Below are 25,443 nucleotides of genomic sequence, written 5' to 3'. Positions count from 1 at the left end.
CACGGTCTTAGCCAGCCGGCAGGATGCGGCGGCGGTAGCGGAGCTTGGTGATCGGCACCCCGTCGCTGAAGTCCCGCAGCACGAGGCCGTCGTGCGTCCAGCCCTGGCCCTGGTAGAAGGTCCGGGCGCGCAGGTTGCCCTCGAGGACCCACAGCGACGCCGACCTGGACCCTGCTCCGGCCATGGTCGCCAGTGTCCGCGCCATCAAGGTCTTGCCAATGCCGGTTCCCCATACCTCGGGCAGTGTGTAGAGGGCGCCGATCGTCGACACGGTCGCAGGGTCGTCGTCCAGGTCCTCGGTCGGATAGAACCGCGAGTACCCGACCGTCCGGACCTCACCGCCGACCGCTGCCTCGGCCACCAGCGTTCCAGAGGAAGGCCAGTTCACCTCGGCCAGCTTCTCCTTCCAGGAGGCGCGCAGCCGCTCGATGTCCAGCCCGGCCAGGTGGTCGGCGGGCAGCAACCCGGCGAACGCCGCCCGCCAGGAGGCGGCCTCGACCACTGCCAGACCCGCCACGTCTTCCGACACAGCCGGCCGCACATGCGCGGTCAAAACAGTCCAACCCCCATCAAGCTTTTCACGGCCGCCGTCAGGCGATGAAGACCCGGCGGGAGACATTCACCCTTTGGCGACAGCCGGGCCAGTGGGTCGGACCTGCGGCGGGAGCCGACACCTTGCAAAGACTAGCTGATCATCAGAAGAGTTGAGCCGTGGGTCTCGTGCTTGGCGATCCCTGGCCGGCAGGGGGTCCGTGCCTGGAAGACCGTGCGGCGGGAGGGGTCGAAGTGCGCGACCGTCCGGCCGACATCGCCCCGAACTCCTGGGAGATGAAGCCGACGCCCGCCTGCTTGTCACTGCCGGTGGAGCTCGTCCAGTAGATCTCGTCCCTGCCGCCCCCTGGTCGCCCACCGCCCGGATACAGCGGAAACTCCAGCTTCATGCGAAACGGCGCCGCCGCTGGCTCAGCGGCCCTGGCCGGCTGCTGCTCGGCTGGGACGCCCGCGACGGCGGGGGCCACCGGCCGGGGCCGCTGGAAGACGGTGGCGCCGAAGCCGTACTCGGACAGGCCGCCCACGAAGGAGCTGTGTCGACGGCCCCTTCTTTCGCCACCGTCTCACGGCTGACCACCGAGGTATTCGGCCGCGCAGCGTGCTCTTGCCCCAGCGCTGGCAGGAGCGCCTCCAGATCAGCCAGCTGGAAGGCGGTGGTCACCGGCAGCCGGGAGATGACCGGGGGAACAACAGCCACCCGCTCGCCGAGCGCCTGCACCTCCTGGCGGTACACCCCGTCCCAGTCCTTCATCTCCTGCTCGGACAGCACCGCTCCCGGCGCATTCAGCAGACGCCGCGCCAGACCCGTGACCGCCTGGCACCTGACGCAGCCGGTCGGCCGCATGCAGCGCCGCTCCGATCAGCACATTCGCATGCCCCTGCGAGACCCACCGCGCCGCCCGTGGATCCTTCGACGTCCCCCTCAACGAGGCACGCAAACGCTCCAGCCGCTCCTCCGGCGTCGCATCTCCAGCAGCCACGAGCTTCCCACCCCTTCTTCCTCCCCATCAGGCCCGAGCAACAGATCATGAGCGATTAACGAGCGCAGGCGGTAGGCGTCACCTCTCCCTCTCACTGCCTTGCGGTGCCCACAGGCCCTGCGGCCTGGAGCCGAGGGTCCGACTTGTCGGGCCCAGCGGCCTCCGGGTAACGGGTTGACCCGCGATTGATTTTTGTACGCAGGTCGCGACAGCTGTTGGCATCTCGTCGAGCAGCACCTGGTCGGCGCAGAGTCGATGTACACGAGCAGGACAGCACCCAAGGCAGTCCGGACGATGCGATGGTGTGATGATGTCGGTCATGGCTATCGAATCAGTGGTCGTGCGGCAGCGCGTCGAGAACCTGGACGCGGCTGTGCCCTTCTACGAGAAACTGACCGGAAGCACCGCATCCCGTTTCGCCTTCGCCGGGGTCACTCTGGCAAGCGTCGGCCCCTTCCTGCTGTTCAGCGGTCCGGACGAGGCCGCGCAGCGAGTTGCCGGCGTGGCGGCCACCCTGGCGGTCGCAGACCTGGATGCAGCGGTGAAGGAAGCGGTGGCGGCAGGCGCCGAGGTTGTGGCTGCTACGTCCCCGACACCGAATGGCCACCGCGCCGTGCTGCGGCACCCCTACGGCGGGGTCTTCGAGTACGTCGGTCCCTGAACCTGCGGCCACCGCGATTGATCGCCAGGCCGTGACATGACGATGGCCGCGCGGGTTCTTGAGATGTGAACATCAAGCAAGACCGCACGGCCATGTCGCATCCTGTCTTTTGCGGCGTCACACGCCCACATCTCGGAGAGTTGATCGAAGAACTCGCGCCCCGCTGGGAGGCGCACTGTGAGTCCGGACGGCACAAGCGGCGGCAGAGCGCTCGCCGACGGCAGGCCGGGGCCGGGCCGAAGTACGAACAGGTCGTCACCGATCGGGCATTGGCAACCCTGGTCCATCTGCGTACCGGGCTGACCCACGAGGCACTGGCAGTGATCCACGAGGTGGGGTCCTCCACCATCGGCCGTGCAATCACGGAGATCCGCCCGCTGCTTGCCGAGCGCGGGTTCGCGGTACCCGACCGGCCCGGCCTGCGGCTGCGAACCCTGGGGGACGTGTTCGCCTACGCCGCAGCCGAGAACATCACGCGGATCGACGGCACCGAGACCCAGGTCCGCCGGCCCAAGGCGCACTGCCCCGCCCGACGGGCTTCAGCAGTCGGGTGAGGGTGGGCAGGTAGAGGTCGTTCGTGCCGAAGTACTGGTAGGCGTCGATGCTCACGATCGCGTTGAAGTGGCCCTGTGCGAAGGGCAGGTCGTGGGCTTCGGCGAACACGGGCAGGACGCGGTCGGCGACGCCTGCCTCGGCGATGCGCGCCGCGTTCTCGTCGGGCTTGACCCACAGGTCGGCGGCGACGACCTGGAAGCCGTACTCCCTGGCGAGGAAGACGGACGTCATGGCGCGGCCGCAGCCAAGGTCGAGGGCGCCGGGGCGCAGTTCCTCGAGGCCGAGCGCGGGGGACAGCCATTCCAGCAGCCACAGGGCGTGCGGGCCCGTCTGGTTCTCGATGGTCCAGCGGACGTCGTAGCGGTTGCTGCGCGGGTGGCGAGGGTGGTTCAGCAAGCGGTGGCGGAACGGAGCGTGGCCCGGCGGAGAACCGTCTTCGATTCCGACAGAGCTCGACCCGAACGGAAGGAACCCTCGTGCCCCTCATCCGCGTTCTTCGGCAGCCGACCGCGCCGCGGCTCATGGCCGTGACCGTCGTGGTCCTGCTCGGACTTGTCGGCTGGTACCTGTTCTCGGGCCGAGGCGCAGGGCTGCTGCCGCGGGACAGCTGGGGGCCGTGGCGAGAGAAGCGGGTGCACGGCTGGTCGGTGTCGGTGCGCGTCAACTCCTGGAGCGACGCCGCCGAAGCGGATGGGCACTACGGCAAGGCGGAGGATTTCACACTGAAGGCCTACGGGACCTCGGCCACCGCCACGACCGTGATGGAAGGCCTCCGGTTCGCTCTAGCACCCGACGGCGAGCTCTCTGTTGACGGGCAGCGCGCGAGCTGAGGCACGACGCGTCGACGCAGTTCTCGGCAGTGGACGCAGGTTGGCACCTGCTGGCGCAGGATGTTGAGAGGTCTCTGCGTGCGTCACCGTTTGAGTTTGCGGTGGATGACGACCTGGACGGTGTCGATGGCGGCGCGGATGTCGGCGATGCGGGCTCCTTGCTCGTGGGAGAGTTTCAGGGCTTCGTCGACGTACTTCTTGTTGGTGAGCACCTTGGTGAGTTTCTTGGCGCACTCCTGGGTGATCGCGGTCTTCTCGTACGCCTCGACAGTCGCGACGACCGTGCCGAAAGGGATGTCGGTGAAGCGGCGTTCGGCCTGTTTGACGAGGCTGAGCAGTTCCTTCAGCTCCTTCATGTCGTCCCTGGTCGCGGTCTTTCCGGTCAGCTTGTCGAGCTCGACGGCCACCTTGTCGAGGACCGCTGACTCCCTCTGAAGGGGCTTGGCCGTGTTGTCGAGCCGACGGTAGACGAAGGTGGCGACGGCGGTGAGGAGGATGCCGGCGAGCGTGATGAGCGCGGCCCAGGTGAAGGTGCTGTTGAAGCCTTCGCTGGCCGTGCGGCTGGCCTGAATCAGGAGGGTGGGGAAGGCATAACCGGCGTTTTGCTGCGGAATGGGAGAAGGAGAGGGCATGATTAGGGTGTCCTAACTGAGAACTAGGGAGGATGCCGTCGGGCCGGTCCTGGCAGATCACCCGGCGAGCGTCGGAAGGTTCTCCGTGTACCGCTTGGGCGGTGCATGTAGTGGCTGCGGTCTCAGGCTCTGCAAAGCCTGGGGCCGCAGTCCGCGTTCAGGGCCTTTCAGCCCGGTGGATGCGGGGTGTCGAAAGCAGCCGTCGGGGAGCGCACGCGTGTGCGGGAGGATCGGTCATCCTCCGCCTGCTGGGCGGGCAGGATCGGACGCAAGGCATAGACGATTGATCAGTCGCCCCGCACAGCAGGCCGTGGATGGAAAATGACGACATGAGCTCTTCCTCCGTCTTTGTTCTGATCAGCAGGCAGGGGGTGGGCTGCGGCCGCTCAGCGTGTTCCATGGGCTCGCGATCCTGGAGGCGCTGGGCGGTTTTGCTTAGTCGAGCGGGTGGCGGGGGATCAGCCGGTTGAGGAAGCGGTGCCTCTGCCGCCAGCCGGGGTTGTCGTAGGCCACCGAGAGGCGCACGTCGTTGAGGGCGAGGTAGCCGACCCATGTGGCGGTGATCGGCAGTCCGGCCACCGTCCGCACCCCCCCGATGGTCATCGTCACGATCGCCATCGTCACGAGCAGCACCGCGACACCGATCGACAGAGGGCGCTGGGGGATACGCAGCTTCCGGTTCCTCTGCTGGATCACGGTCTTTCGGCTCTCACGGCGGGCCTTCGCGAAAGAGGCGGTGTAGGCGCGGGTGTACGTCTCCGGGTCCGGGAGCGTAGGGCGCTCGGCCACAGTTTCCTCCTGGGCATCGTCGGTGTTGCAGGTACTGGTCATGGCTTCCTTCGGTTTCTCTGAACTCACTTACGTACGTGCCTGCGGAGGATGGGACTTGGGCAGCTTCCCGGTCAGGAACCACTTCATCGGCACATCGTCGATGCCGTCCTCACGCATCTTCTTGTAGGCGTTGCTGATGTGGGCTTTCAGCCCGTCGGTGGTGATCCCCATGACCTCGGCCGCGGCAGCACGGCCCATGGGAATCACGCAGCCCAGATGGACGGACTCCTGCTCACGGAGCGTCAGCCGCCCGGTGGAGACGTAGTTCAGAGCGCGAAGGATCTCCAGCTCCTTCTCGGCCGGGTCCCAGCCGTCCGGCGCGTCGATCGTGAGCTGTGCGCGGATCCCGTGGGAGAGGAACGGCTCGAGCGGCTCCAGGAAGAGGGCGGCCGGCCTCGCCGAGTTGGCGAGGATCTTCCTCCGGTGGTTCCGGGCCGCCTTCATGGTCTTGCCGTAGAACAGCCGCCACCTGATGCCGAAGCGCGTGGCATCGGGCGACATGCGCTCCGTGACCCAGTCCGGGACGTCGAACACCGGTGCACCCTGGAGGTACACCTCCCGCACCAGCTCGAACCAGCGCTCATCGCCGTTCGGGTGGTGAGAGTGACTGCTGGAGCTCACCGGAGCCTCCTGTGACATCCCGGACGAGGTGAACCATGTCTGGGAGGCAAGCTAGTCAGTAGGTGAACTTTGGAGGTTTAGATGGGGAGTTCGACGCTCTGACCTGCGTTTGGGCAGTGCTGGGCAGCAGCCTGGGTACAGCCCGCTGCAGCACGGTTTAGATCCAGGGGCCGCGCCGCGCCTGGTCGGTCTCCCAGTCCGCCCGTCAGCCGGCCGACGCCGAGGCTGAGCGGATCGCGGTCGAGCTCGCTGACAATCCGGAGTTCCGGGCGGCAACGAAGCGAACCCACCACCACGGCATCGCCAGCTCCGCCTACCCGCCGCCGGTCGGTGCCGACGACGAGGAAGTTCAGGAACACCAGCGCGTCGTCCGCTGGGCCACGAGCCGGGCCATCGAGCTTGTCGAGGAAGCGTCCCGCCATATCTACGCGGGCTACGAGCGGGAGCTTGAGGCCCTGGCCGACAAGATAGCCAAGGGCCGGAGCTCGCGACGCTGGCTGAAGTCATCGCCGGTGCCCTCGTCGTCCTCGTCGAGGTGGAAGGTCGACGGGTTCGCGGTCGCTGCTTGCGAGTCGGTGACGACCCAGGGCAGGGTCGGTCGTATCTCTGTGAGGCCGAACTCGTTGAACCGCGTCTACGGAGCGGCGTGCGGATCCGGTCATCTTGTCGCACCTGGGACCACATAGGTTGTGCGTGACGGTAGGTTTCCCTCTTGATCATTCTTGATCGCGACCGTTTGAAGGGGGAACCTTTGTTGCGTTTACGCGCCAAATTTCTGGCCCTGGCGTGCGCTGGGGGCGCGGCGCTCTCCGTTCTGGGGACGGCACCGGCCAGTGCGTAAGCCGCCCACGAGGGCGTGCGGCACTCTCTACAGCGCGCAGATCACCTTCTGGTCGACGACGTGCAGCCAGCCCGGTCAGCCGATGCTATCCGAACACGTCCAGCGACCCGTTCTTTCCTCCTGGTATCGAGATCGGTCTGTACGCGGACAAGACGAAGCGAGCCACCCCGACGTACGAGCCTCGCTGGATGGAGACGGGCCCTACGGGCGGCCGCATGAAGACGATCAAGGCTGGGGTCAACCCGAACAAGCCGGACAACCGCAACCACACCTACATGACCGTGCAGCAGGCCCGCGGCAACCAGCGGGACGTCCTGTACGACTTCAACCAGGTCGGCTCCACCAGCAAGCAACTCAAGGTGATCGGCGGCGACACCAACCGGGTCGACGTGGGCCTGGAGGTGACCGGACCGCAGTACGTCAACGTTCCTCCGATCGCGAACCGCATGCAGTTCATGACGGGGAACCAAACATGGCAGCAGGTGGCCACGTCCAACGTGGCTAAGGTCTTCTCGCTCAACACGTGCAGCGCCAGCCACAAGCCGCCGTACTGCTTCAATGCCAAGCTGACCGACAGCAGCAAGTTCACGCAGTGGACGGTCAGCAAGCCGCGACGGCAACCCGCCGGGTCGGCACACAGGGCGTCGGGCCTGCAGTACCCGCTCCCGGCCCCCAGGCCACGCCCGCCACCTTCCACGGTGTCGACCAAGAAGCCCTGCAGAACTGCATGGCGAACGACCCCGACAGCTGCTTGGCCACCGTGCCCGGGCTCTCGCAGTGCGTCCTCACTGTGCGGATCTGCAACGCCGCGGCCCTGCCCGCGGACAACGCCTCAAACCTCACCGCAGTAAGTGAGGAAGCAGCTCCGGGCGACATCCGGGACCGGGCGGCAGCCGCCTTCGACGTCCCCGCCAAGGCCATCACCGTCACACCGCCCTCGTCACTCACCGGGCCCGCAGCCGTGCGCCCTGCTGAAGACCCCGCCTACACGGCGACCTCCACCCGACCAACGCCCGGCCTGCAGCACACCGGGCGGCGCTTCGACGGCTTCACCGCCCGCTACTCCGCACGCACCGGCGATCTGCTGCAGGCCTGCTGGGGCGATCTCTGCGATGCCACGTGACCACCACTACGGCCGGCCACAGACACATTCACCGCCCCTCACGCCTGAAAGGAGACCACCGGTGAACCTTCGCACCACACTCTCTCGCCTCGGCCGCGGCATCACCGCCGCTGCGGCAATGACACTGCTGACTTCCGTGACCGCAAGCAGCGTCCACGCCACATCGCTGCCCGCTGACCAACTGCCAGGCCTCAACCACCCGGTTCCCTACGCCGAATACGCAGGGACCCATGGAGCGTCCGCAACGTCTTCGAACGCGGTCGGCCGGCAGCCCGACACCGGGGACAGAGACCTGCGCCAGCAGTGCGCCAGACCCCGCCTGCCCGAGGACGGACAACTCCAACTGGCCGCCCGCTACGCACCCGCTGCCACCACCGCCGAAGTCGGCAGCGACTGGTACGACAGCTTCACCTTGCCCACAGGCCACACCACACTGATCATCGGCGACGTCACCGGCCATGACCTTCGCGCCGCGATCATCATGAGCCAGTTGCGCAACATGCTGCGCGGCATCCCCTGCGACCGCCAAGAACCCACCGGACTCATCCTGCGCCGCCTCGACTTGGCCCACCACGTTCTCTACCCGAGCGCGACCGCCACCTGCGTCTACGCTCTGGTCACCGAGAGCGCAGACGGCACGTGGACGCTGGAGATCTCCAGCGCTGGACATCCCCCGCCGCTGCTGATCACCCGCGAGGGGGGCACCCGCTGCCTCACCGGTGGCCGCGGCCTCCTCCTCGGCGTCGACGCCCACCAGCCGCGTCCGCAGACCACCGAGACGCTGCCCGCCCGCTCCACTGCGCTGCTGTACACCGATGGGCTGATCGAACGCCGCGGCGAGGGTCTGGAGGCGGGCATGACCCGGCTACGCCAGCACGCCGCGGACCTCGCGCGCGAGCCGCTGGACACCTTCTGCGACGAGCTCCTCACCGGACTCGCCGCCGACCACGCCGACGATGTCGCTCTCCTCGCCGCACGCCTGCCCCCGCCCCTTGATCAGGCCGCGTCCAGGCGCCGCGGGCGGCCGGCCTCACGATGGCCGGCCGAGGACCGGCTCGTACTGTGCACCAGACGCAGGTGGCGCCTGCGGGCATGGCGCGCCGCCCGCGGCCTGCCGAGCCAGTCCTCACAGCGGTCCATCCCGTACAGCAGCAGGCCCAGCATGGGCAGCAGCAACACAGCGACGGCGATCACAGCGCAGATTCCTTCCGGCCGGTAACACCGGTCCGGGTGCCCGCCCTGCGGTGGCAGGCAGCCCTCTGGTGTGAAGGTCTGGTGACAACCGTGCGGGGTGCGGATCGCGGCGGGGCCGCTGCGGGCTCGCGAGCATGGAATACGGCGGCGGAAGCATCCGGGAAGGCATGGAGTGTGTGATCTACCGGGAACGGACGGGTGCGAGCGAGGAGATCGACTGCCGGCAGGCGGACGGAGGATGCCAGGCCACTCTGGACCGTCTGGCTGTGCTGGCGCCGGATGAGTTCGCCTGGATCCGCATGGACGAACCCCGCGCGCAGGAGCTGCAGCGCCTCGGCGAGCACCTGAAGCTGCATCCTCTGGCCATTGAAGACGCTATCCGGGCCCACCAGCGGCCCAAGCAGGAGCACTACGGCGACGTGCTGGCCGTCGCGCTGAAGACGCTGTGGTTCGTCGAGCAGAGCGCCGATGTGGAAACCGGCGAAGTGATGATCTTCCTTGGCCCGTCCTTCGCGCTGACAGTACGCCACGGCGCCAACGACCCCACCCGGGAGGCGGCCCGCCGGCTCACCGAGCAACCGGACATGGCCCGGCTCGGACCGGTCAGCATCCTGCACGCGGTGACCGATGTGATCGTCGACGCCTACACCGAAGCCGCTGCCCAGGTACGCACCGATCTGACGGAGCTGGAGAGGTGCGTGTTCTCGCCCGACCGCGCGGACCTGACCGAGAAGATCTACTCGCTCAAACGTGAGGTGGTGGAGTTCCGCGACGCCATCGGCCCCCTGGTCCCGGTCATGCAGCCCCTCACCACGGCTCGCGAGGACTGGCCGCGGCAGGTCGTGCCGTACTTCCGCGACGTCGCCGACCACCTCACCCGCACCGACACCGAAGTCCGCGCCCTGGACGACCTGCTCACCTCCGTCCTTGACGCCCACCTCGCCAAGGTCGGCACATGGCAGAACGACGACATGCGCCGCATCAGCGCCTGGGCGGCGATCCTCGCCATCCCCACCATGGTCGCCGGGATCTACGGCATGAACTTCGCCCACATGTCCGAGCTGGACTGGCGCTACGGCTACCCCTGCGCGCTCGCCGTGATGGCGCTGGGAGCAGGACTGCTGTACCGGGCCTTCCGCCGCAATGGCTGGCTGTGACAGCTGACGGCACCCAGGACCCGCTGGCTTGCCGCAGCCGCGACTCGTGCAGTGCCCTACTGACCGCTGCCGACGGCTCGACGGAAACTGAGCCACGGTTGACAGCGTCCCGCCCGCTACCAGGCCCCGGGCACGCCTGTTGAGCTGTGCGGCACCTGCCTGAATGCCAGTGTCCCCGGTCCTGAACCCCGCCTTGTTCCGGGCCCTCAGACGTCCGGTCACCCGCTGGCTGGACGGTCATGGCAGACGGCCCCTGGCGTCCTCCCTCGAACCGGCGACCAGGGGGACCGTCGTCCCCGCGGCCCACCGGGCTCACCGCCTGCGGGAAGCCGTGCCGCGGCCCTGCGCGCTCGTTCATGCAACAACGCAGGCCGGGCATACGGGTAGGCATCCGTCCAGTCAGCCGTCAGGCCCTGGCAGCACTCGGACACGCCCATGGTCACTACGGCTCAAGGAGGTTGACCATGCACCTGGCCGATCTGCTCGCGGCTGCGATGCACCGGGAACACCTGAGTGCCGAGGCGCTCGCCTACGCCACCGGGATCCGCACCCCGCGCATCAAAGCGTTCGTCGAAGATGGAATCGCCGGACCTATTCGCCCCACGCCCGAAGAGCTCACAGAACTGGCAACCACACTGTCTGTGCCGCTGCACGAGCTGCTGCAGGCGAGCCACGGGGGTCGCCCTGGGCTAATGGCGGGCCACCGAGCGTGAACCAGATGCCAGGCATCACCGGCCCCGTTGCCTGCGGGGCCGTCTGCCTTCGTCACCTCTGCCCCACGCTTGCAATCCCGGGGCGTCGCGCCCCGGGCGGGTGAGTGCCGTACGCCGCGCTCCCGTCCCGGTGTACTCCTTGCGGGCGGTGTGGCCCCGGTGACCTCCACGGTGGCCGGACGCAGCAGGTGATCGCCAAGACGGTAGCCGCACACGCACGCCTGGGCGCCGGAGCACGCTTTAGGGGAGGTGTCCGAGGTACTCCGGGAGTGCGGAATGCGGGCAGCAGGAGTTCGCGCTCATCGAGGGACGCGATCCCGGCCCCGAAGGGTCGTCCGAGCACTAGCTCGCGTAGATACTGGCTCGCATGACAGAGGGCCCCGATCCCCAGCAGGACGCTACCCACCGAGCGCCGGTCGGTTCCATCGATCTCAGGGCGTTCGACCGATCTCAGGGCGTTCGACGCCGACGGCAACTCGTACGAGATCCATGCGTGACACGACTGCCTGCCGTGGCACGCCGAGGCCGTTGTCGTTGACGGGGAGATCCTCGTCAGGGAATGGCATGCCGTCGCATGCCCGCAGTTCCAGCAGCTCATCCAGGACTGAGACGGGAACCCATCGCTCGGGGCCGGGACTCATCCCGATAGGTGATGATGTTGTGGTGAGTCTGGACCTGAGTGACTACGAACTCTTCTGGCCCACATCGCCGTTCGTGTCCGAGGGCGAGCGCATCCCTCGGTCCTCGAACACCTCCTGGGAGGACGGCTGGGGCAGACGAGCTGGGACGACCTCGGCTCCTCGGCGGCCACGACGGATGCCTGCTCCAGCAGCGGGCGCGCGGCGAGGACCACCGGCGCGTGACCCCCACCGTGCTGCCCCGCTCCACCAGCGAGAGCCGGACCTTCGAACTGGACATGCTCCACGGCATCGCCGTCCGCGCCGCGATCCTCGACGCGGTGGTCACCATCGGCGCCCGGCTGCGCGAGCGCGACCAGGCCGCGAGCGGCGTGCAGCTCCAGCTGCGCTTCGCCGACAGGTCCCTGCTCAGCCGCTCCCGCAAGCTGCCGGCCGCCAGCGCACACGACGCGGACCTGCGCGAGTGCGCCTACCGCATCTTCAACGGGCTGCACCTCGAGCGGGCCCGCGTACGCGCCGTGACCGTACGAGCCGAGCAGCTCCTCGACGCCGACCAGGTTGCCGAGCAGATCTCCCTGGACCGCACCGAGGAGAACATCCGCCGTATCGAGACGGCCGTCGACCGGGCCAACCGGCGCTTCGGCTCGGGCACCGTACGCCCGGCCACGCTCGCCGGGCCGCGGATCGCGTAGCCGAGCGGGGGAGTAGGGCTACCAGGTCTCGCAGCCGTCGGACCAGCCGCATGCCTTGCAGGTGACGATCATGTACAGGTCGTCCCGCTCGTGATCGATCTCCAGACGACCGTCCAAGTCACCCGCCGGGGCACCGCACTTGGGGCAGGCGACCATGACCCCCATGCCGCGGAAGTCCCGGGACTGGATACCGGCGTCCCAGTGCGTCTGCTGCATGGCCTTGAGCAGTTCCGCCTGGGAGTCGATGCCGAGGATCCGGCGCACCGCGGCGTCCACGTCGGCGCCGTCCTCGAGGGAGACGTACTTCAGCGGGCGCAGCAGCGGAGGGAGCGGGGCGTCATCGAGCCGCATCGGGACGATGCGCACGGAGCCGTCGCTGAGCTTGCGGGTGAGGGCGGTCTCCATCTCGGTGTTCACCCAGGCGGATGCCGCCGCATTGCGGGACCAGAACAGGAGCACGGTGTCGACGAGGTCCAGCGCCTGGTTGACCTTGCCGACGATGGAGTCTCCGGGGTGGATTTCCCATTCGTCGAGCCAGACGCCGGCGCCGGCCAGCTTCATCCGGGCGGCGAAGGGAGTCACGTGCGGCTTGTCCCGGTGGTTGTGGGACATGAAGGCGTGCATGTCCCGATGCTTTCACCGCGGCGCCGTCACACGCAGGCGTTTGCGTCTGGTCGGCCGGAGTTGAAGGAGGCTGGTGCCTGGCCGGCATCGGCATCGCAGTAGGGCCCGGCCGGGCTTCGCGAGTCTCGCACGCCTCAGGGCCAGTACCGGCCGGCGGAGGCCGGCACGACGTCGGCCGGGCGCTGGGGGGCAGTCGGTTGGTTGATGAGACGTGTGGACCAGCGCCTTGAACAGCACCGGCTTCACCGTCACCCGCCACTGACCGACCTCGTCGGCGTCCCTCGCGGCAGCTGCCGGGACAGGCTTGCCCATCCCCGAGCGGCAGAGCTTGCCCGGCTCAGGGGGCGGCTTGCCCACCGAGTGATCCGCCCTCAGCCGACGGCCGGTGGCGGCGGCATCTCAAATGTCGCTGGCGTGACGACGCTGCCGACACGGACCCGCCGTCCTCGGCCAGCGGGTACACGACGACAGTCGGCGTACCGACCATGTACTCAGGTGCGGCGTGGACCTCGAGAGCACATGCGGGACGGAAGAGGCATTCGTACGCTGGTGTACGGTCTCGCCGCCGATGACATGTCGATCTTCTGTGACCTGCTGGTTCTCCATTGTCTCACCGCGATGTCTCCCAAGATCAGTCCAGGATGGTGCCATTTCCTCGGCGGAACGATGAATCAGACTGGACCGTCACCGAGGCGTGCATGGAGATCGGCTGCACCTCGCTCGGCTCGTTCAGCTCACCGGGCGTGCCGATAGGCGACCACCTTGGAGTTCTCCAGGTCCTTGTCCGCGTCGTCGGTGTTGTAGAGGAAGAAGCCGTAGCCAGCGAAGTCACCGAACGGCGTCACCTCGTACCGGTCGGCCCTGACCGTTCCGGTGGCGATGTCCACGACCACCGGGGATCGTTCCTTCGAGTCGTCCACCGGGAGGGTGCTGCCGAAGGCGGTGCCGTCGTCGGTCACGCCGTCGAAATTGACGGCCTTGGTCTGCGCTGTGTCCCCGAAGCAGCGGCCGGTGCCTTTCTCCAGGTCGAAGGCGGCGTCGTCCTGGACGAGGTAGCGCCCGTTCGCGGACAGCGACGCGCTCTTGGCGGCGTCCTCGTTCCGGTGGAACGCGTCCGCCGTGCAGTTCACCTTCGCCCGCACCTTGCCGGTCGCGGGGTCCAGGACAGCGAGGGTGTCCTGCGGGGCCCCGTCGTCGTGCCATAGGGCGAACAGGGCGGTGCGGACCGGGGTCATGAAGAGCTTGTTCTCGGAATCGGTGGTCAGGGCGCCGCCCGACCAGGCGCCGGGGACCCAGTAGTGGGCCTTGGGCTGCTCGTCCGTGGCGAGCAGCGGTCCACGCGAGGTCACTGCGACGGCCTTGGTCGACGCGAAGCACAGATGGCACTCGCCGGCCGGGGGCTTCATCTTCGCCAGGTCGAAGGACTTCGTCGCTCCGGTGGCCGGATCCACCGTCGCGATGGTCTCGTCGTCGAACCGCACCAGCAGGCCGCCGCCCCCGTCGGTGACGGTGCCCTCGCCAGGCAGTTCGAGATGGTGCGCCAGCGTGACAGCTCCGGAGTCCGCGTCCTTGGCGCTAAAGATGTCGAGGGTTGTGACGTCCCGGCCTTTTCTGACCGCGTTCTCGCCCGTCGTACCGGAGGACGTGGCCACGAGATAGTCCTGGCCCTGCTCGGTCGTCACGAGGGCCGACATCATGCCGACGCCTTCGACCTTCCTCGTCCACCTTGTTGCGCCGGTGGCCGCGTCCATGACGGTGAAATCGCCGTTGTTCGCGACTGGCTGGAAGACGGCGACGGCTGCGGAGTGCGGGAGGAAAAGGTGGGTTCCCATCATGTCCGATTCCCAGCCATGGGAGGTGTCGTACACGCTGGGCACGGACAGGCGATCATGGGGCGCGGACTGACCATGGGGCACGGATCCGGTCTTCCCTGCGCCGACCGGGGGCTTGTGTGTCTCTCCCGCACCGTGCCCCGAGCCGCCGACGCAAGAGCTGAGCAGACCCGCTGTGACGACGACTCCCGCGAGGACGTACCTGAGCCGTTGCATAGAGCTTCCCCGTTCGACACACGTCGTGACATGTTCTACGGGAGCAGGAGTATCCCCGACGTTCCCGCGACCGACACGGCGCCGGATCATAATCCCGCGATTTCCAGCCATTCCACGCCGATCAGGAAAGTGCGCCCCTGCTCCCGACTCCGTGCGGAGCAACGGAGCTCATAGAACAAAGGGAGCAGCGTCACGGCGCTCATGCGCGGAGCCGTAGCCTTCCCTGGCTGCGCCTCTCCAAAGTGGGCTGGCGATCTGCCACGTTTACGTCGATGGCGTACCGCAACGTTCACCGGATCCGGTGGATCCGCGGTGAACCGAGCGCGCGGCCCGCCGGTGGCGCGCCGTTAGTTTCAGCGCCTGCTCCACAACCGAATAGCCGCCAGCAACGAGGACGAGTACCGCAGTTCCGGAAAGCTCCGACCAGGAAGTCTCACAACGTCGGCATACGTGTCACCGTTGTGCCATCACGGCTGAGACTGTTCGTCGCGTCCGACATGTCGATCTTTTGCGACCTGGGCTTTCTTGGTTGTCTCACGGCCGTGTCACCATGATCAGTCTCAAGTCCGTGGCATTCCTCGTCCGACACCGGGCAGGTCAGCGGTCGTCCAGCCCACCACCGCTGTTGGCTCATCCCAGGGCGCTCAGGGGCGCACGCGAATGACGGTCTTGCCCTTGCGCCGCTCGGTCGGGTTGAGCGCAGGGACGGCGTCGTCGAGGGCCGCGACGGCTCCGAGGTGCGTGCGAAGGCGTCCGTCCCGCACCCGGTCGACGATCTCCACCAGCTGACTCGGAACGGACTCGACGACGAAGTCGACCGCCAAGCCGTCGACAGGGCGAGCCTCAACAGGCCCCACCACCGACACCAGCGTCCCGCCAGGCCGGATGATTCTCGCCGAGCGCCTTTGGATGTCAGCGCCGATGACATCGAAGACCACGTCGACCCCGCCGATGTCGTCGAGATCCTCGGTGGCGAGGTCGAGGAACTCGTTCGCGCCGAATCGAGCGCCGCCTGGCGGTCCGCTGCCCGCCCGGTACCGATGACGTAGGCGCCGAACTCCCGGGCGAGCTGCGTAACCACAGACCCGACTGCGCCGGCGGCGCCGTGTGCGAGGACGCTCTGCCCCGCCTGAAGACGACCGTGCTGGAACAGACCTTGCCACGCGGTCAGGCCGGAGATCGGCAGGCTCGCACCCACCGTGAAGTCGACGTTCCCCGGCAGCGGCGACAGGTTGCGTGCCTCCACGGCCGCGTACTCGGCCAGGGTTCCATCGCGGTGCCAGTCCGTGATCCCGAACGCCCGCTGTCCCAGCGAGAGCCCCGTCCTGCCGTAGCCGAGGGTGGTGACCACTCCGGCGAACTCGTGGCCGATGATCGCCTGGGCTCGATCGCGACCGGCGCGATCGACCCACGTCGAGGGCCACTCCCACTCCGCGGGGACGAAGCCCGACGCATGGACTTCAACGACGACGTCGTTGATCGACGGCGTCGGCTCAGGCCGCTCCGCGAGTGTGATCCCGGCTGCTTCCGCGCCCGGATCCGTCGCGACGATTGCCTTCACCAGTAGAGGAACGACAACGTCCGGCTCCCGCAATGTGCCCTCGATGCGCTGACCGCGGTCATGGCCAGACACGGCGCCTCGCGGGATGCGGCCATGCGCTGACTGCTGGCCGAGCATGTCGAGCGGCAGGAGCAGACGGATCCCGACGAGAGGCTGACGCACATCTCCACCGTTCTGCGCTATCCGCCGCCGCGCCGGCGAAAGGATCCCCGCCAGGACCGCCCCTTGCGGTTTCGGGCTGTCTCGCTGGTACTGCCAGGGCAGTACCAGCGCGCATTCCGTGACTACCAGAGCCGGGCACTGACCGACGCCGTGGTGACGGCCATCGCGGTGGCCGAACCGTTGACGGACGACTTCCTGGACGGACTGCTTCTCCACCTGCACCACCGCGCTGCCCGCAACCTGTGGAGGCTGGCGACCGCCGGGCTCTGCACCGGTCCGGAGCGCGCACTCCTGGAGGCCGCTGTGGCGGTGCGCGAAACGACAGCCGGGACACCCGAAACCGTGCTGAACACAGAAGCGCAGCACCTGCTGGCGGTTGTGAAGGCCCTCGAGAAGAACGTGGCCTGGCACTCCCCGGCCCGCTTTCAGGTCGCAGCCAATATCGCCCGTGAACTGCTCACCGGTCCGCAGGCCAAGGCCAACGAGCGGCTGCTACAGCAGGAGGGCGAGGACTGGAACGATCTCTACCTGGACACCCTCTACGCCGACGGGAACCGTCGGGCCCACCTGCAGCGCGGACTGACGAGCTACGACTGAAGGGGGCGCGGTGGGGGAGCAGTATGGCGGGCCGAGCGCCAGGTCAGCCTGGACAACCTCGGGAACTGGCTCACCGGCCCCATCCAGACGGACACGGACCAGTACGTGGTCCGTCCGCCAGGCTGGGTACTGTCCCGCCCGCCCGGCTGGCACGCGCTCGTCCCCGAGCCCACACACGCTGGCCGGCTGCCGCAGCCGTACGCGACATGGACGGACCAGGGCCGCGCCCTGGTCTTCCCCTACCGAGACAAACAGGCCGTCTGGCCACTGCAGCGCCAGCCCAACCGGCCGGGCTTCCAACCGGGCCCGGCCCCGAAGCACTCCTCGCCCCCGCGACCGGCCTCAAGCTACATCGAGGTCGTACTCGTCGACTCGAACCACCAGTTCGACACCGAAGACGACCCCGACCTCCGCCTTGCCCTGGACATCCCCGTAGGCCCGGCGTACGACTTCGGCCTCATCAGCGCCGAGGAACGCCAGCGCGCCATGGCCGACGCACGTACGGCGACCCTGAACAGCATGGACGAGGTCATCGACCTCCTCACCGATGGCGATTGCGACGCGGAGGATCTGCAGTACCTACGACAAGTGCGTGGGAACTTCCGTCAGTTAACGCACGTGGCCACCCGCCTCGACCCGTCGATCGGTGCACGAGTCCGGGTACACAAGGCGACCTGGCGATGGCCCGGACTGTCGGTGGCCGGCGAGTTCCTCGCCGGAACCTCCACCGACCTGGTGCAGTGGCTGGCCACCGTCGCGCACGCACGCTCCGGGGCTCAGAACATGTCCAGCAGCCAACCGCACAGGCCGAAGAAGAAGGCGACACAGATCAGCCGGAGAGCAATGACCTGCAGGCGCTCCACCGTGCGTTTGTCGGCCTCTCGCTGAGCCACTCCCACCTCGGCCGCGCGCTTCAGCTCGTGTTCGTCCATGACTTCCCCCTGATCAATGAGCCCCTGCAGAATGCCAGAACGACGGTTGGCTCGGCGCGTATGGCTGCGCGCCAGTGGGTAACAGGACAAAGCCCTTGGTTTTGGGCCGGTCGACGGTCTTGATGGTGAGGCGGAGACGGTCCTTTGCCCAGCTGACGAGCTCCCCGCCGTACGCGGAGTCGGCCCACACGAGGGAGACCTCCGGATGGATCAGGCGGAGCCGGAAGAGGAAGTCACGGGCGGCGTACGCGTCGTGGATGTTGGCGGGGGTGACCATCACCATCACAGGTAGGCCCCGCGTGTCCACGGCGAGATGACGCTTACGCCCGGTCGTCTTCTTCCCCGTGTCATAGCCCGATGTCGTCCTAGGAACGGTGGCGTCGGCCTTGGCGGTCTGGGAGTCGACGACCACGGTTACCGGCCGTGGGTTCTTGTCCTCCCGCAACCGCACCTGCTCGTACACCTCGGCGCAGATCCGGGCCGTGACCCCGGCGGCGTGCCACTCGCGGAACCACCGGTACACCGTGCTCCAGGGCGGGAAGTCGCCGGGTATCGCCCGCCATTGGCAGCCCGTGCGGTTGACATGCCGTACGGCGTCGACGACGTCACACCGGGCGTAGACCTCCGGGTGCCCGCCGGTCGGCAGGGTGGCGGCCGGCGGCTCCTCCTGCTCACCCGGGCCTGAACCATCAGGCGGCCGGGCCCCCGGGCCCGGCCGCACCCGCAGGAGCCGCCCCTTTTTTGGCCCACCCCGGGTCCCGTCAGGGGCCCGGTCCTCGCATTGGCTTTGTTCACGATTTGCGGTTCTGGCACAGCTTCCGTGCTCGATGACGCTACGTGGCCGGTATTCGTCGGCGGGAAAGACCACCCTGCTGTAGGCGCGGCATGATGCGATCATGCGGAATCAGCCCGTACTCGTTTTTGATGGAGATTGCGGCTTTTGCTCTACGTCGGTGAGGTTCGCTGAGCGGCGCCTACAGCCTCGTTGCGAGACCGTTCCTTGGCAGTTCGCGGACTTGGAAGCTCTTGGTGTCACCTCAACACGAGCCGAGCATGAAGTGCTGTGGGTGACTCCCAGTGGCGTTGTGTATGGAGGCGCCCAGGCTGTGGCGAAGGCACTGTTGAGCGCAGGCGGAGGGTGGGCGCTGGCGGGTGCGTTGCTCATGCTGCCTCCTATGCGGTGGGCTGCCCACGGTGTGTACCGACTCGTCGCGAACAATCGTCACCGCATGCCAGGAGGCACTGCGGCATGCGCTTTGCCCAACCGTCGAGCGGTCGGCCTGTAGCCGAACCTCCCAGCACCGTCAGGACAGCAAGACGCGTTTGCGGAGCAGGGCGAAACCTGCCGGGCATGGTCGACCAGGAGCTCGCCGACCTCATCCGGCCGGGCCTGACCCCCGCACAGGCGTGCGTTCTGGCGGTCGCGTCATGCCCAGGAGTGACGGATGTCCTCATCGCCGCCTCTAGTGCGCCGCACTGGAGCGAGGCGGCCGACGCCGTCGCTCAACCCTCCCTGGCCGCCGTCCAGTGTTGCGGGAGATCACGGGTGTACTCGCCTCCCCCTGACCCGGACACCGAGCGCCGCATGCGCGTCCACCACGCCCGCGCCGCGAAGGCCCTGGACGTACGGGTTGAGCCGGGTAAGGAGTTGTGGGGGTGGGCGGGGCGGGGCGCACTCTGGGCCCCGGCCCGCACTGCCGACGGGCAACCGGCGTGGCTGCGGCTGGTGTCCGCGCCAGCGGATAAGGCGTTGGGGAAGCTGTGGGACGGCGCCCTTGACGCCCAGCACGCCTTCGGTGATCTCGACGGGCACCGGCCCGCGCTTCTGGCTGTCCACGACACTGTCGAGGACGGCACCGGCTACAGGGCGGAGCTGTCGGTGCGCGTCGACCAGCCCGTCCTGTCCGACGACCCGATCCCCCAGCACCCCCTCCAGCTGCCCCTTCGCGACTCTCAGTCACTCGCCCGGAGTCAACGCGCACTACCGGCGGCGGCGCGAGGCTGGAGACTGGCATGCCCAAGCCCTGCGGCATCTGTTCAACCGCATGCTCGGACAACTCCATCACTTTCTCCAGAACCGTGTGCTCTTCGACGCATCCATCGCCTTTCCGTCTCCTGCCGCAGCTGGCTGATCACTGAGGACTCGGCTTTGACAGGCTGTCCTCCTGAGCGCGGAAGGGGAGTCATGGCAGAAGTCGGTGGATGGATCTGGGAGCGCAACCTACGGTCCTTCCTGGAGTTGCTGTCGCGCTACGTGGGTTACGGCTTCGATGCCACCGACTGGGAGTGGCACTGGCGGTTGAGGCGACCGACGACGATCAGGCCGACGGCTGGTACTCGTACCCCTTGGTCGGCAAGAAGCAAGAGGTCGAGGTTCGGCTTGCCCGCTCGGTCGGTGCCGATGAGGTCTCTGTGATCGTTGACGGGCCTCTGACGCCCCAACTGGAGGTCCGGGCAGACACGCTGCTGTCCGCATTCGCGACTGGCTGACCCCACGCAGGACAAGGTCAACGTGACCCGGTAGCCGCATGAGGTGTCTTCCCACGTGACAGCCGCGGGAAGGAGCTCTATCCGCGCACACCCCGCGGCCTCGAGCACGGCGGGGGGCTGGCCGACCCAGGACTCCAACCACGACAGGTCAGCGTGCTGGCGCACCTCCCCGATTGTCGGGAGGCACGAGAAACGCTGGCATCCGCCGCAGCCCTACGCGTCGGCCTCCTGGCGCAGGTCCAGGAAAAACCGCAGCCGCACGCCGGGCTCGTCACGGGCCGTTGTCGAAGCACTCGCCTACGCCCAGTCGCTGCTTGAGCGCGGCGTCGACACCCGGGTCGGCACAAGGCGAACGCACTGCCCACCTGGATACCGGCAGCCCCCAAGGCGCGCGCGGCGGACAGCCCTTCCGGCGTGGCGAATCCGCCGACCAGCGTAGGAGGCCATGCGGTGACCCTCAAGGCGAGCGCCGCCGCAGTCAGGCCCCTGCATGGATGTAGGGCGCCCACAGCCACGGTGTCGCGTGAATCTCCTGCTCCTCGATAAGTGTTCTGAGAGTCTGGTGCAGGGCGATCGCGGCGTCGTCGACGTTCAGGTCGCCGGCCGCGTCCCGCAGCGCGGTGTAGAACCCGGTGGCGACGTCGACGGCGGTTTCGTCGTCGATGGGCCACAAGGTGCCGATCACGTGCGGGTAGCCGGCCAGCTGCATGGCCCCGGCCAGGTGGATCGACTCGTCCAGCAGATCGACGGCGTGGTTGGCCGAGGTGTTGCACGCCGACAGATAAGCCAGGCGTGCCGTGCGGAAGTCGACCGGAGCCAGGGCGGCGACGGTGAGCGGATGCTCCCGGTGGTCGTGCAGCAGGAGACGGCTGTTCGAGGGGTTGTCGGCGTCGCTGACGCCGTGGCAGGCGAAGTGGGCGATCGTGCATGCCGACATCTCCGCGAGGACGCGTTCCCGCGTCGGCGGGTTCTGCGCCGGCGCGCCCTGCTGCGGGCCGCTGAGCGTCACAGGGCTGGGCAGCAGCTCGGCCAGGCGCGCGGCCTCCATGGGGATGTGCCACAATTCCGCGCCGCGCAGCTCCTCCGGCAGGTCCGGGGTGGTGGGCATGGCGACGATCAGCGAGGACGCCGCCGTGACGTTGGGGCGGGGCCGACGGGCGTGGCCCAGAGCCCGAACGGTGGGAGTGTGGGAGGACACGACACGATCGGCCACCCTCCGCCGGCCCGGGTCGGAAACGTCTTCATAGTGTCCGGCGGCGTGCAGCGGCAGGAGTCCCAGCAGGCCGCCGGTGGCCCACCACACCCGCGGCCAGGCCGCACCGTCGAGCGGTGGGTGGCGGTGCCCCAAGTGGTCCAGCACCGGTTCGGTGACCTCGTCCCACAACCAGGCCAGCGTGTTCCGCAAGGCCTGACCCGCTTTGAGGCGTACGTCTTCCGAGCCGTGGACGTCGTCCAGCCCCTGGTGGAAGGCGTCGATGTGCTCGACCAGGGCCTCCGGTGTCAGGCCGGGCAGTGGCACCGCGGTGATGCCGTCGGTGGTGAGGATCAGGGCCGCGCTGTGGTGGACGCTGACGGTGAGGCTGACGACCGGTCCGGCCGCTGCCTGGGCTCGCAGCTGTTCCATCGACGGCGGCAGGCCGAAGGACTCGAAGCCCGGCAGCGCACGGATCCGCTCCAGGACCGCCGCCAGCTCAACCGCCCACTTGGCGCGGGTGCTGCCGGCCACCGCGCCGTCGGCCGGGTCGGCGGTGACGTGACGACCGCCGGACTCGGCGTCCAGCAAGGTGCGCAGCTCGGTGAGCCTGCGGGCCAGTTCGGGGTGTTCGGCTTGAAGGTCGGTGACGTCGCTGCGCAAGCCCATGGCCCGGCTGAGCAGCACTCCACGCCCGGCCTCCAACAGCGCCAGAGCCCGCTCGGCCCGCTGGCCTGCGGGTTTGGAGGTGTCGAGCAACGCCAATGCTGCCGCGTCGGAGGACAGGCCGCTGAAACGCCTGAGCGCGAACTGGCGGTCGTCACGTCGCAGTCGGTCCGAAGCGATCTCGGGCAGCAGGCGTACGGCCTGTTCGAAGAGATCGGCGGCCCGGCCGGGGTCGGTGACCCCGATCAGCGTCCCCGCCTGAAGCGCGGCGTCGATCCGGTCGGTCGGAGGCGCTGAGGGCAACGAGGCCGCCTGCTCGAGGAAGTCAGCGGCCCGCTCCGCGGCCGCGGGGTCGGCGCCACGCTCGGCCTGGATCCGCAGCCCGTTGCCAAGCAAGGTGAGCATGAGGGCACGGCTGGCGTGGTCGTCCGCGGTGGTCTCCACGGCCAGCGCCGCCACACGGATGGCCTCGTCCAGGTCGGCCGGCTCACCGGTTCGCTCGAAACGGGCCTGCAACGCAGTGCTGAGGTTGGTCAGCATGAGGGCACGATCGGCGTGGTCCTCGGCGGTGGCCGCCACGCCGAGGGCGGCCACCCGCACGGATTCGTCCAGGTCGGCCGACGCGCCGGTGTGTCCGAACCGGGTCCGCAGGGTGACGCCGAGGTTGGACAGGAACCTGGTGCGTTCCGGACGGTCGTCGGGGCAGCTATCCACGGCCAGGGCACCCAGGCGCACGGCTTCGTCGAGGTCTGCCGGATCGCCGGTGCGCTGGAACCGGGACGTCAACGCGACGCTGAGGTTGGACATCCAGGTGCCGCGGTCGGGGTGGTCCTCGGCGAGGGTCCCCAGGACGAGTGTGCCCACGCGTACGGCTGCGTCGAGGTCCGTCAGGCTACCGGTGAGCTCGAACCGGGTGAACAGGGCCGCGCCGAGATTGGTCAGTCGCTTGATGCGGTCCGGATCGCCGTCAGGGGTGGCCGCCACGGCCAGGCCGCCCATCTCCACGGCCCTGTCCAGGTCGGCCAGTGCGCCGGTGCGCATGGCCCGCGCCCGAAGTGCGTTGCCCAGGTTGGCCATGGTGAGGGCCCGCCCGGGGTAGTCCTCGGGAAGGCTCGCCAGGACCAGGGTGCCCATGCGTACGGCTTCGTCGAGGTCCGCGAGCGCCCCGGTGCGCTCGAACCGGGCGTGCAGCGCGGCGCAGAGGTTGGACAGCCATTTGGCGCGGTCGGGATGGTCGTCGGCGGTGGTTTCCACGGCCTGGGTCATCATGCGCACGGCCTCGTTCAAGTCCGTCAGCGCGCCGATACGCATGAACCTGGCGAGCAGTGCGGCACCGAGGTCGTTCAGGATGCTGGCCCGGTGGGGATGGCCGTCGGCAGCGGACTCCAAGGCCAGGGTCGCCGCCTCCACGGCTCGGTAGAGGTCCGGCAGTGTGTCGGTGCGCAGGAACCGCGTCCGAAGCGCGCCGCTGAGATTGGTCAGGATGAAGGCCCGGTTGGGATGGTCCGGGGGCGTGGCCTCGACTGCCTGGGCCGCCACCTCCACGGCTTGGTCCAGATCGGCCAGGACGTCTGTCCGGTCGAAACGGGCTCGCAGCGCTTCCGCGAGGTTGGACAGCATGGTGACGCGGTCGGGGCTGTCGTCGCCGGCGGCCTCGGCGGCCAGGGTCTGCAGGCGTACGGACTCTGCCAGGTCGGCCTGTGAGCCGATGCGTTCGGCTCGGGCCTTCAAAGCGCCCGCGAGACTGACCAGCCTGCCGGGGCGGCCTGGATGGCCTACGGGGGTGCGTTCCACAGCCAGGGTCGCCAAGTCCACGGCCCGGTCGAGGTCGTCCAGCGCACCGGTGCGGGCGTACCGTGTCCGTAGCGCGTTACCCAGGCTGGACAGCCACGTGGCGCGGTCGGGGTCGCTCTCCGAAGTGGTCTCCACAGCCAGGGTGCCCACGCGGACGGCCTCGTGCAGATCGCTGAGCGCGTCGGTGCGTTCGAATCGGGCCAGCAGCGAATTCGAGAGATTCGACAGCATCGCGCCGCGGCCGGGGTGGTGACCGGGGCTGTTTTCGACGGCCAGGGTACCTACGCGGATGGCTTCGTTCAGATCTGTCAGCGCACCGGTGCGCTCGAACTGCCGGTACAGCGCACCACCGAGGTTGGTCAGCATGATGGTGCGGCCAGGGTGGCTCTCGGGGGCGGTGTTCACAGCCAGAGTGCCCAGACCTACGGCCTCGTTCAAGTCGGCCGGGTCGCCGGTCTGCCCGAACCGGGCCAGCACCGCGATGCTGTGGTTCGCCAGCATGGTCGGGCGATCGGGATAGTTGTCCGGCGCTGTTTTCACGGCCAAAGCCCCCAGGCGCACGGCCTCGTTCAGATCGGTCGGCACGCCTGTGTGCTCGAACCGGGTCCGCAACGCCTCGGCGAGGATGGAAAACAGCGCGGCGGCCCCGAAGTAGTTCTCGGGGACGATGTCCAGCGCCAGGGTGTCCATGCGGATGGCCTCATTGAGGTCTTCGAGCACACCTGTGCGCTGGAAGCGCATCAGCAAGGTCGTACCGAAGGCGGAGAGCAGAGCCGGACGGTTTGGGTGATCCTGGGCTGTGGCGTCGATGATGCGCCGCCACCGTTGGACGGCCTGTGTCACCAGCTCTGGATCCGGCGAGAACTGCGCCCGTTGGCTGAGCTCCATCGTGCTTGCCGCGGCACGCTGCACCAGGTCGGGGATCACTTCCTCCGGCAAGTCCTGGTTCCCGGCCAGAAAGCATGGATCGAACGAGGAAAGGGCCTGTTCCAGCGCATGCTGGTCCGCACCGTGGGGCAGCGCGCCATACCGGTACCAGTGCAGCCAGCCGAGCGTATGGCAGCACTCGATGTCGCCCGGTCCACCTCCGGCCTGTCGCAACTGTTCGGCAAGAGCGCCGACACCGGGATCCAGCGCCAGTGCGTAGTCGCGTGTTTGCCGGATCTTGGCCAGAAGCTCCCTGACCTGCGTCAACGCCTCAGTCCTGCGATCCATGCGTTCCCCCACTCCGGTCCCTGTGGTGTGTCGGACGCCACCGTATCGGCACAGATCGTGATCATCTGAGTACTTAGTGAAATCATGGAATCGTCTCAGAAGCCACACGGCTCTGGCCTATGCTGGCCCGGGACCGGCCGCG

22 protein-coding genes and 4 pseudogenes are annotated in these 25,443 nt (G+C 68.2%); 13 read left to right on the top strand and 13 right to left on the bottom strand.

Annotated elements, in window-relative coordinates:
• Positions 1 to 7: 7 nt before the first annotated feature.
• A complete protein-coding gene (locus ACZ41I_RS35070) occupies positions 8 to 529 on the bottom strand; it encodes a GNAT family N-acetyltransferase (protein ID WP_468515957.1) in 522 nt (173 codons plus the stop codon).
• A 1,322-nt stretch (positions 530 to 1,851) separates the two neighbouring features.
• Between ACZ41I_RS35070 and ACZ41I_RS35065 the strand changes: the two genes are divergently transcribed.
• The gene (locus tag ACZ41I_RS35065) at positions 1,852 to 2,193 is read left to right on the top strand and encodes a VOC family protein (RefSeq protein ID WP_468441956.1); all 342 of its coding nucleotides are present in this window, start codon (positions 1,852 to 1,854) and stop codon (positions 2,191 to 2,193) included.
• 92 nt (positions 2,194 to 2,285) lie between these two features.
• Positions 2,286 to 2,747, top strand: a complete 462-nt coding sequence (locus ACZ41I_RS35060; protein WP_468515956.1) for a helix-turn-helix domain-containing protein — start codon at positions 2,286 to 2,288, stop codon at positions 2,745 to 2,747.
• On the opposite strand, the pseudogene ACZ41I_RS35055 reads toward ACZ41I_RS35060, so the two are convergent.
• Positions 2,719 to 3,141 (bottom strand): annotated as a pseudogene (locus tag ACZ41I_RS35055) (SAM-dependent methyltransferase); the annotation flags it as partial. The gene ACZ41I_RS35060 and the pseudogene ACZ41I_RS35055 sit on opposite strands and share 29 nt — an antisense overlap.
• Positions 3,142 to 3,224: 83 nt before the next feature.
• Between ACZ41I_RS35055 and ACZ41I_RS35050 the strand changes: the two are divergent.
• Positions 3,225 to 3,578 (top strand): hypothetical protein, encoded by a 354-nt coding sequence (locus ACZ41I_RS35050; RefSeq protein ID WP_468515955.1) that lies wholly within the window; start codon positions 3,225 to 3,227, stop codon positions 3,576 to 3,578.
• A gap of 83 nt (positions 3,579 to 3,661) precedes the next feature.
• Here ACZ41I_RS35050 and ACZ41I_RS35045 read toward each other — a convergent pair whose 3' ends face one another.
• From ACZ41I_RS35045 to ACZ41I_RS35025, 5 genes are all read right to left on the bottom strand, one after another.
• Complete coding sequence (locus ACZ41I_RS35045) at positions 3,662 to 4,210, bottom strand: hypothetical protein (RefSeq protein WP_468515954.1); 549 nt, start codon at positions 4,208 to 4,210, stop codon at positions 3,662 to 3,664.
• A 435-nt stretch (positions 4,211 to 4,645) separates the two neighbouring features.
• Positions 4,646 to 5,041 carry a hypothetical protein gene (locus ACZ41I_RS35040; RefSeq protein WP_468515953.1) on the bottom strand — a complete coding sequence of 132 codons (396 nt, stop codon included), beginning with the start codon at positions 5,039 to 5,041 and terminating at the stop codon, positions 4,646 to 4,648.
• A 27-nt stretch (positions 5,042 to 5,068) separates the two neighbouring features.
• Complete coding sequence (locus ACZ41I_RS35035) at positions 5,069 to 5,662, bottom strand: hypothetical protein (protein ID WP_468515952.1); 594 nt, start codon at positions 5,660 to 5,662, stop codon at positions 5,069 to 5,071.
• A gap of 77 nt (positions 5,663 to 5,739) precedes the next feature.
• Positions 5,740 to 6,084, bottom strand: a complete 345-nt coding sequence (locus ACZ41I_RS35030; protein ID WP_468515951.1) for a hypothetical protein — start codon at positions 6,082 to 6,084, stop codon at positions 5,740 to 5,742.
• 690 nt (positions 6,085 to 6,774) lie between these two features.
• The gene (locus ACZ41I_RS35025) at positions 6,775 to 7,092 is read right to left on the bottom strand and encodes a hypothetical protein (RefSeq protein WP_468515950.1); all 318 of its coding nucleotides are present in this window, start codon (positions 7,090 to 7,092) and stop codon (positions 6,775 to 6,777) included.
• A gap of 3 nt (positions 7,093 to 7,095) precedes the next feature.
• On the opposite strand from ACZ41I_RS35025, the gene ACZ41I_RS35020 reads away from it, so the two are divergent.
• From ACZ41I_RS35020 to ACZ41I_RS35000, 5 genes are all read left to right on the top strand, one after another.
• Positions 7,096 to 7,626 (top strand): hypothetical protein, encoded by a 531-nt coding sequence (locus ACZ41I_RS35020; protein WP_468515949.1) that lies wholly within the window; start codon positions 7,096 to 7,098, stop codon positions 7,624 to 7,626.
• Positions 7,627 to 7,762: 136 nt separating this feature from the next.
• Positions 7,763 to 8,845 carry a PP2C family protein-serine/threonine phosphatase gene (locus ACZ41I_RS35015; protein ID WP_468515948.1) on the top strand — a complete coding sequence of 361 codons (1,083 nt, stop codon included), beginning with the start codon at positions 7,763 to 7,765 and terminating at the stop codon, positions 8,843 to 8,845.
• 142 nt (positions 8,846 to 8,987) lie between these two features.
• Positions 8,988 to 9,977, top strand: coding sequence for a magnesium and cobalt transport protein CorA (locus tag ACZ41I_RS35010; RefSeq protein WP_468515947.1), 990 nt, complete (start codon positions 8,988 to 8,990; stop codon positions 9,975 to 9,977).
• A 464-nt stretch (positions 9,978 to 10,441) separates the two neighbouring features.
• Entirely contained in the window at positions 10,442 to 10,690 is a 249-nt protein-coding gene (locus tag ACZ41I_RS35005) for a helix-turn-helix domain-containing protein (RefSeq protein ID WP_468515946.1), read from the top strand.
• Positions 10,691 to 11,549: 859 nt separating this feature from the next.
• Complete coding sequence (locus ACZ41I_RS35000) at positions 11,550 to 12,020, top strand: DinB/UmuC family translesion DNA polymerase (protein ID WP_468515945.1); 471 nt, start codon at positions 11,550 to 11,552, stop codon at positions 12,018 to 12,020.
• Between the two features lie 18 nt (positions 12,021 to 12,038).
• Here ACZ41I_RS35000 and ACZ41I_RS34995 read toward each other — a convergent pair whose 3' ends face one another.
• From ACZ41I_RS34995 to ACZ41I_RS34985, 3 genes and pseudogenes are all read right to left on the bottom strand, one after another.
• Complete coding sequence (locus ACZ41I_RS34995; RefSeq protein ID WP_468515944.1) at positions 12,039 to 12,644, bottom strand: toll/interleukin-1 receptor domain-containing protein; 606 nt, start codon at positions 12,642 to 12,644, stop codon at positions 12,039 to 12,041.
• A gap of 734 nt (positions 12,645 to 13,378) precedes the next feature.
• A complete protein-coding gene (locus ACZ41I_RS34990; protein WP_468515943.1) occupies positions 13,379 to 14,521 on the bottom strand; it encodes a hypothetical protein in 1,143 nt (380 codons plus the stop codon).
• A gap of 815 nt (positions 14,522 to 15,336) precedes the next feature.
• Positions 15,337 to 16,253: pseudogene (locus tag ACZ41I_RS34985) on the bottom strand (NADP-dependent oxidoreductase).
• Positions 16,254 to 16,568: 315 nt separating this feature from the next.
• Here ACZ41I_RS34985 and ACZ41I_RS34980 point away from each other — a divergent pair.
• Both ACZ41I_RS34980 and ACZ41I_RS34975 read left to right on the top strand, forming a co-directional pair.
• The gene (locus ACZ41I_RS34980) at positions 16,569 to 17,012 is read left to right on the top strand and encodes a hypothetical protein (protein WP_468515942.1); all 444 of its coding nucleotides are present in this window, start codon (positions 16,569 to 16,571) and stop codon (positions 17,010 to 17,012) included.
• A gap of 105 nt (positions 17,013 to 17,117) precedes the next feature.
• Positions 17,118 to 17,900 carry a hypothetical protein gene (locus ACZ41I_RS34975; protein WP_468515941.1) on the top strand — a complete coding sequence of 261 codons (783 nt, stop codon included), beginning with the start codon at positions 17,118 to 17,120 and terminating at the stop codon, positions 17,898 to 17,900.
• Between the two features lie 57 nt (positions 17,901 to 17,957).
• On the opposite strand, the gene ACZ41I_RS34970 is transcribed toward ACZ41I_RS34975, so the two are convergent.
• Positions 17,958 to 18,665: an IS5 family transposase gene (locus ACZ41I_RS34970; RefSeq protein ID WP_468515940.1), complete on the bottom strand. Its 708-nt coding sequence runs from the start codon at positions 18,663 to 18,665 to the stop codon at positions 17,958 to 17,960.
• A 175-nt stretch (positions 18,666 to 18,840) separates the two neighbouring features.
• On the opposite strand from ACZ41I_RS34970, the gene ACZ41I_RS34965 reads away from it, so the two are divergent.
• The 3 genes and pseudogenes from ACZ41I_RS34965 (at position 18,841) to ACZ41I_RS34955 (ending at position 20,434) form a co-directional block, all read left to right on the top strand.
• Positions 18,841 to 19,230 (top strand): thiol-disulfide oxidoreductase DCC family protein, encoded by a 390-nt coding sequence (locus tag ACZ41I_RS34965; protein WP_468515939.1) that lies wholly within the window; start codon positions 18,841 to 18,843, stop codon positions 19,228 to 19,230.
• A gap of 657 nt (positions 19,231 to 19,887) precedes the next feature.
• A pseudogene (locus tag ACZ41I_RS34960) lies at positions 19,888 to 20,076 on the top strand (IS110 family transposase); the annotation flags it as partial.
• Between the two features lie 154 nt (positions 20,077 to 20,230).
• A complete protein-coding gene (locus ACZ41I_RS34955; protein ID WP_468515938.1) occupies positions 20,231 to 20,434 on the top strand; it encodes a hypothetical protein in 204 nt (67 codons plus the stop codon).
• A 213-nt stretch (positions 20,435 to 20,647) separates the two neighbouring features.
• Here ACZ41I_RS34955 and ACZ41I_RS34950 read toward each other — a convergent pair.
• Together ACZ41I_RS34950 and ACZ41I_RS34945 are read right to left on the bottom strand one after the other, a co-directional pair.
• A pseudogene (locus ACZ41I_RS34950) lies at positions 20,648 to 20,722 on the bottom strand (hypothetical protein); the annotation flags it as partial.
• Positions 20,723 to 20,912: 190 nt separating this feature from the next.
• A complete protein-coding gene (locus ACZ41I_RS34945) occupies positions 20,913 to 25,301 on the bottom strand; it encodes a CHAT domain-containing protein (protein ID WP_468515937.1) in 4,389 nt (1,462 codons plus the stop codon).
• Between the last annotated feature and the right edge of the window lie 142 nt (positions 25,302 to 25,443).

The organism is Streptomyces sp. NPDC030799 (assembly GCF_055572255.1).
The sequence above is the reverse complement of the archived record's forward strand: the minus strand, read 5'-3'. Positions and strand labels throughout refer to the sequence as shown.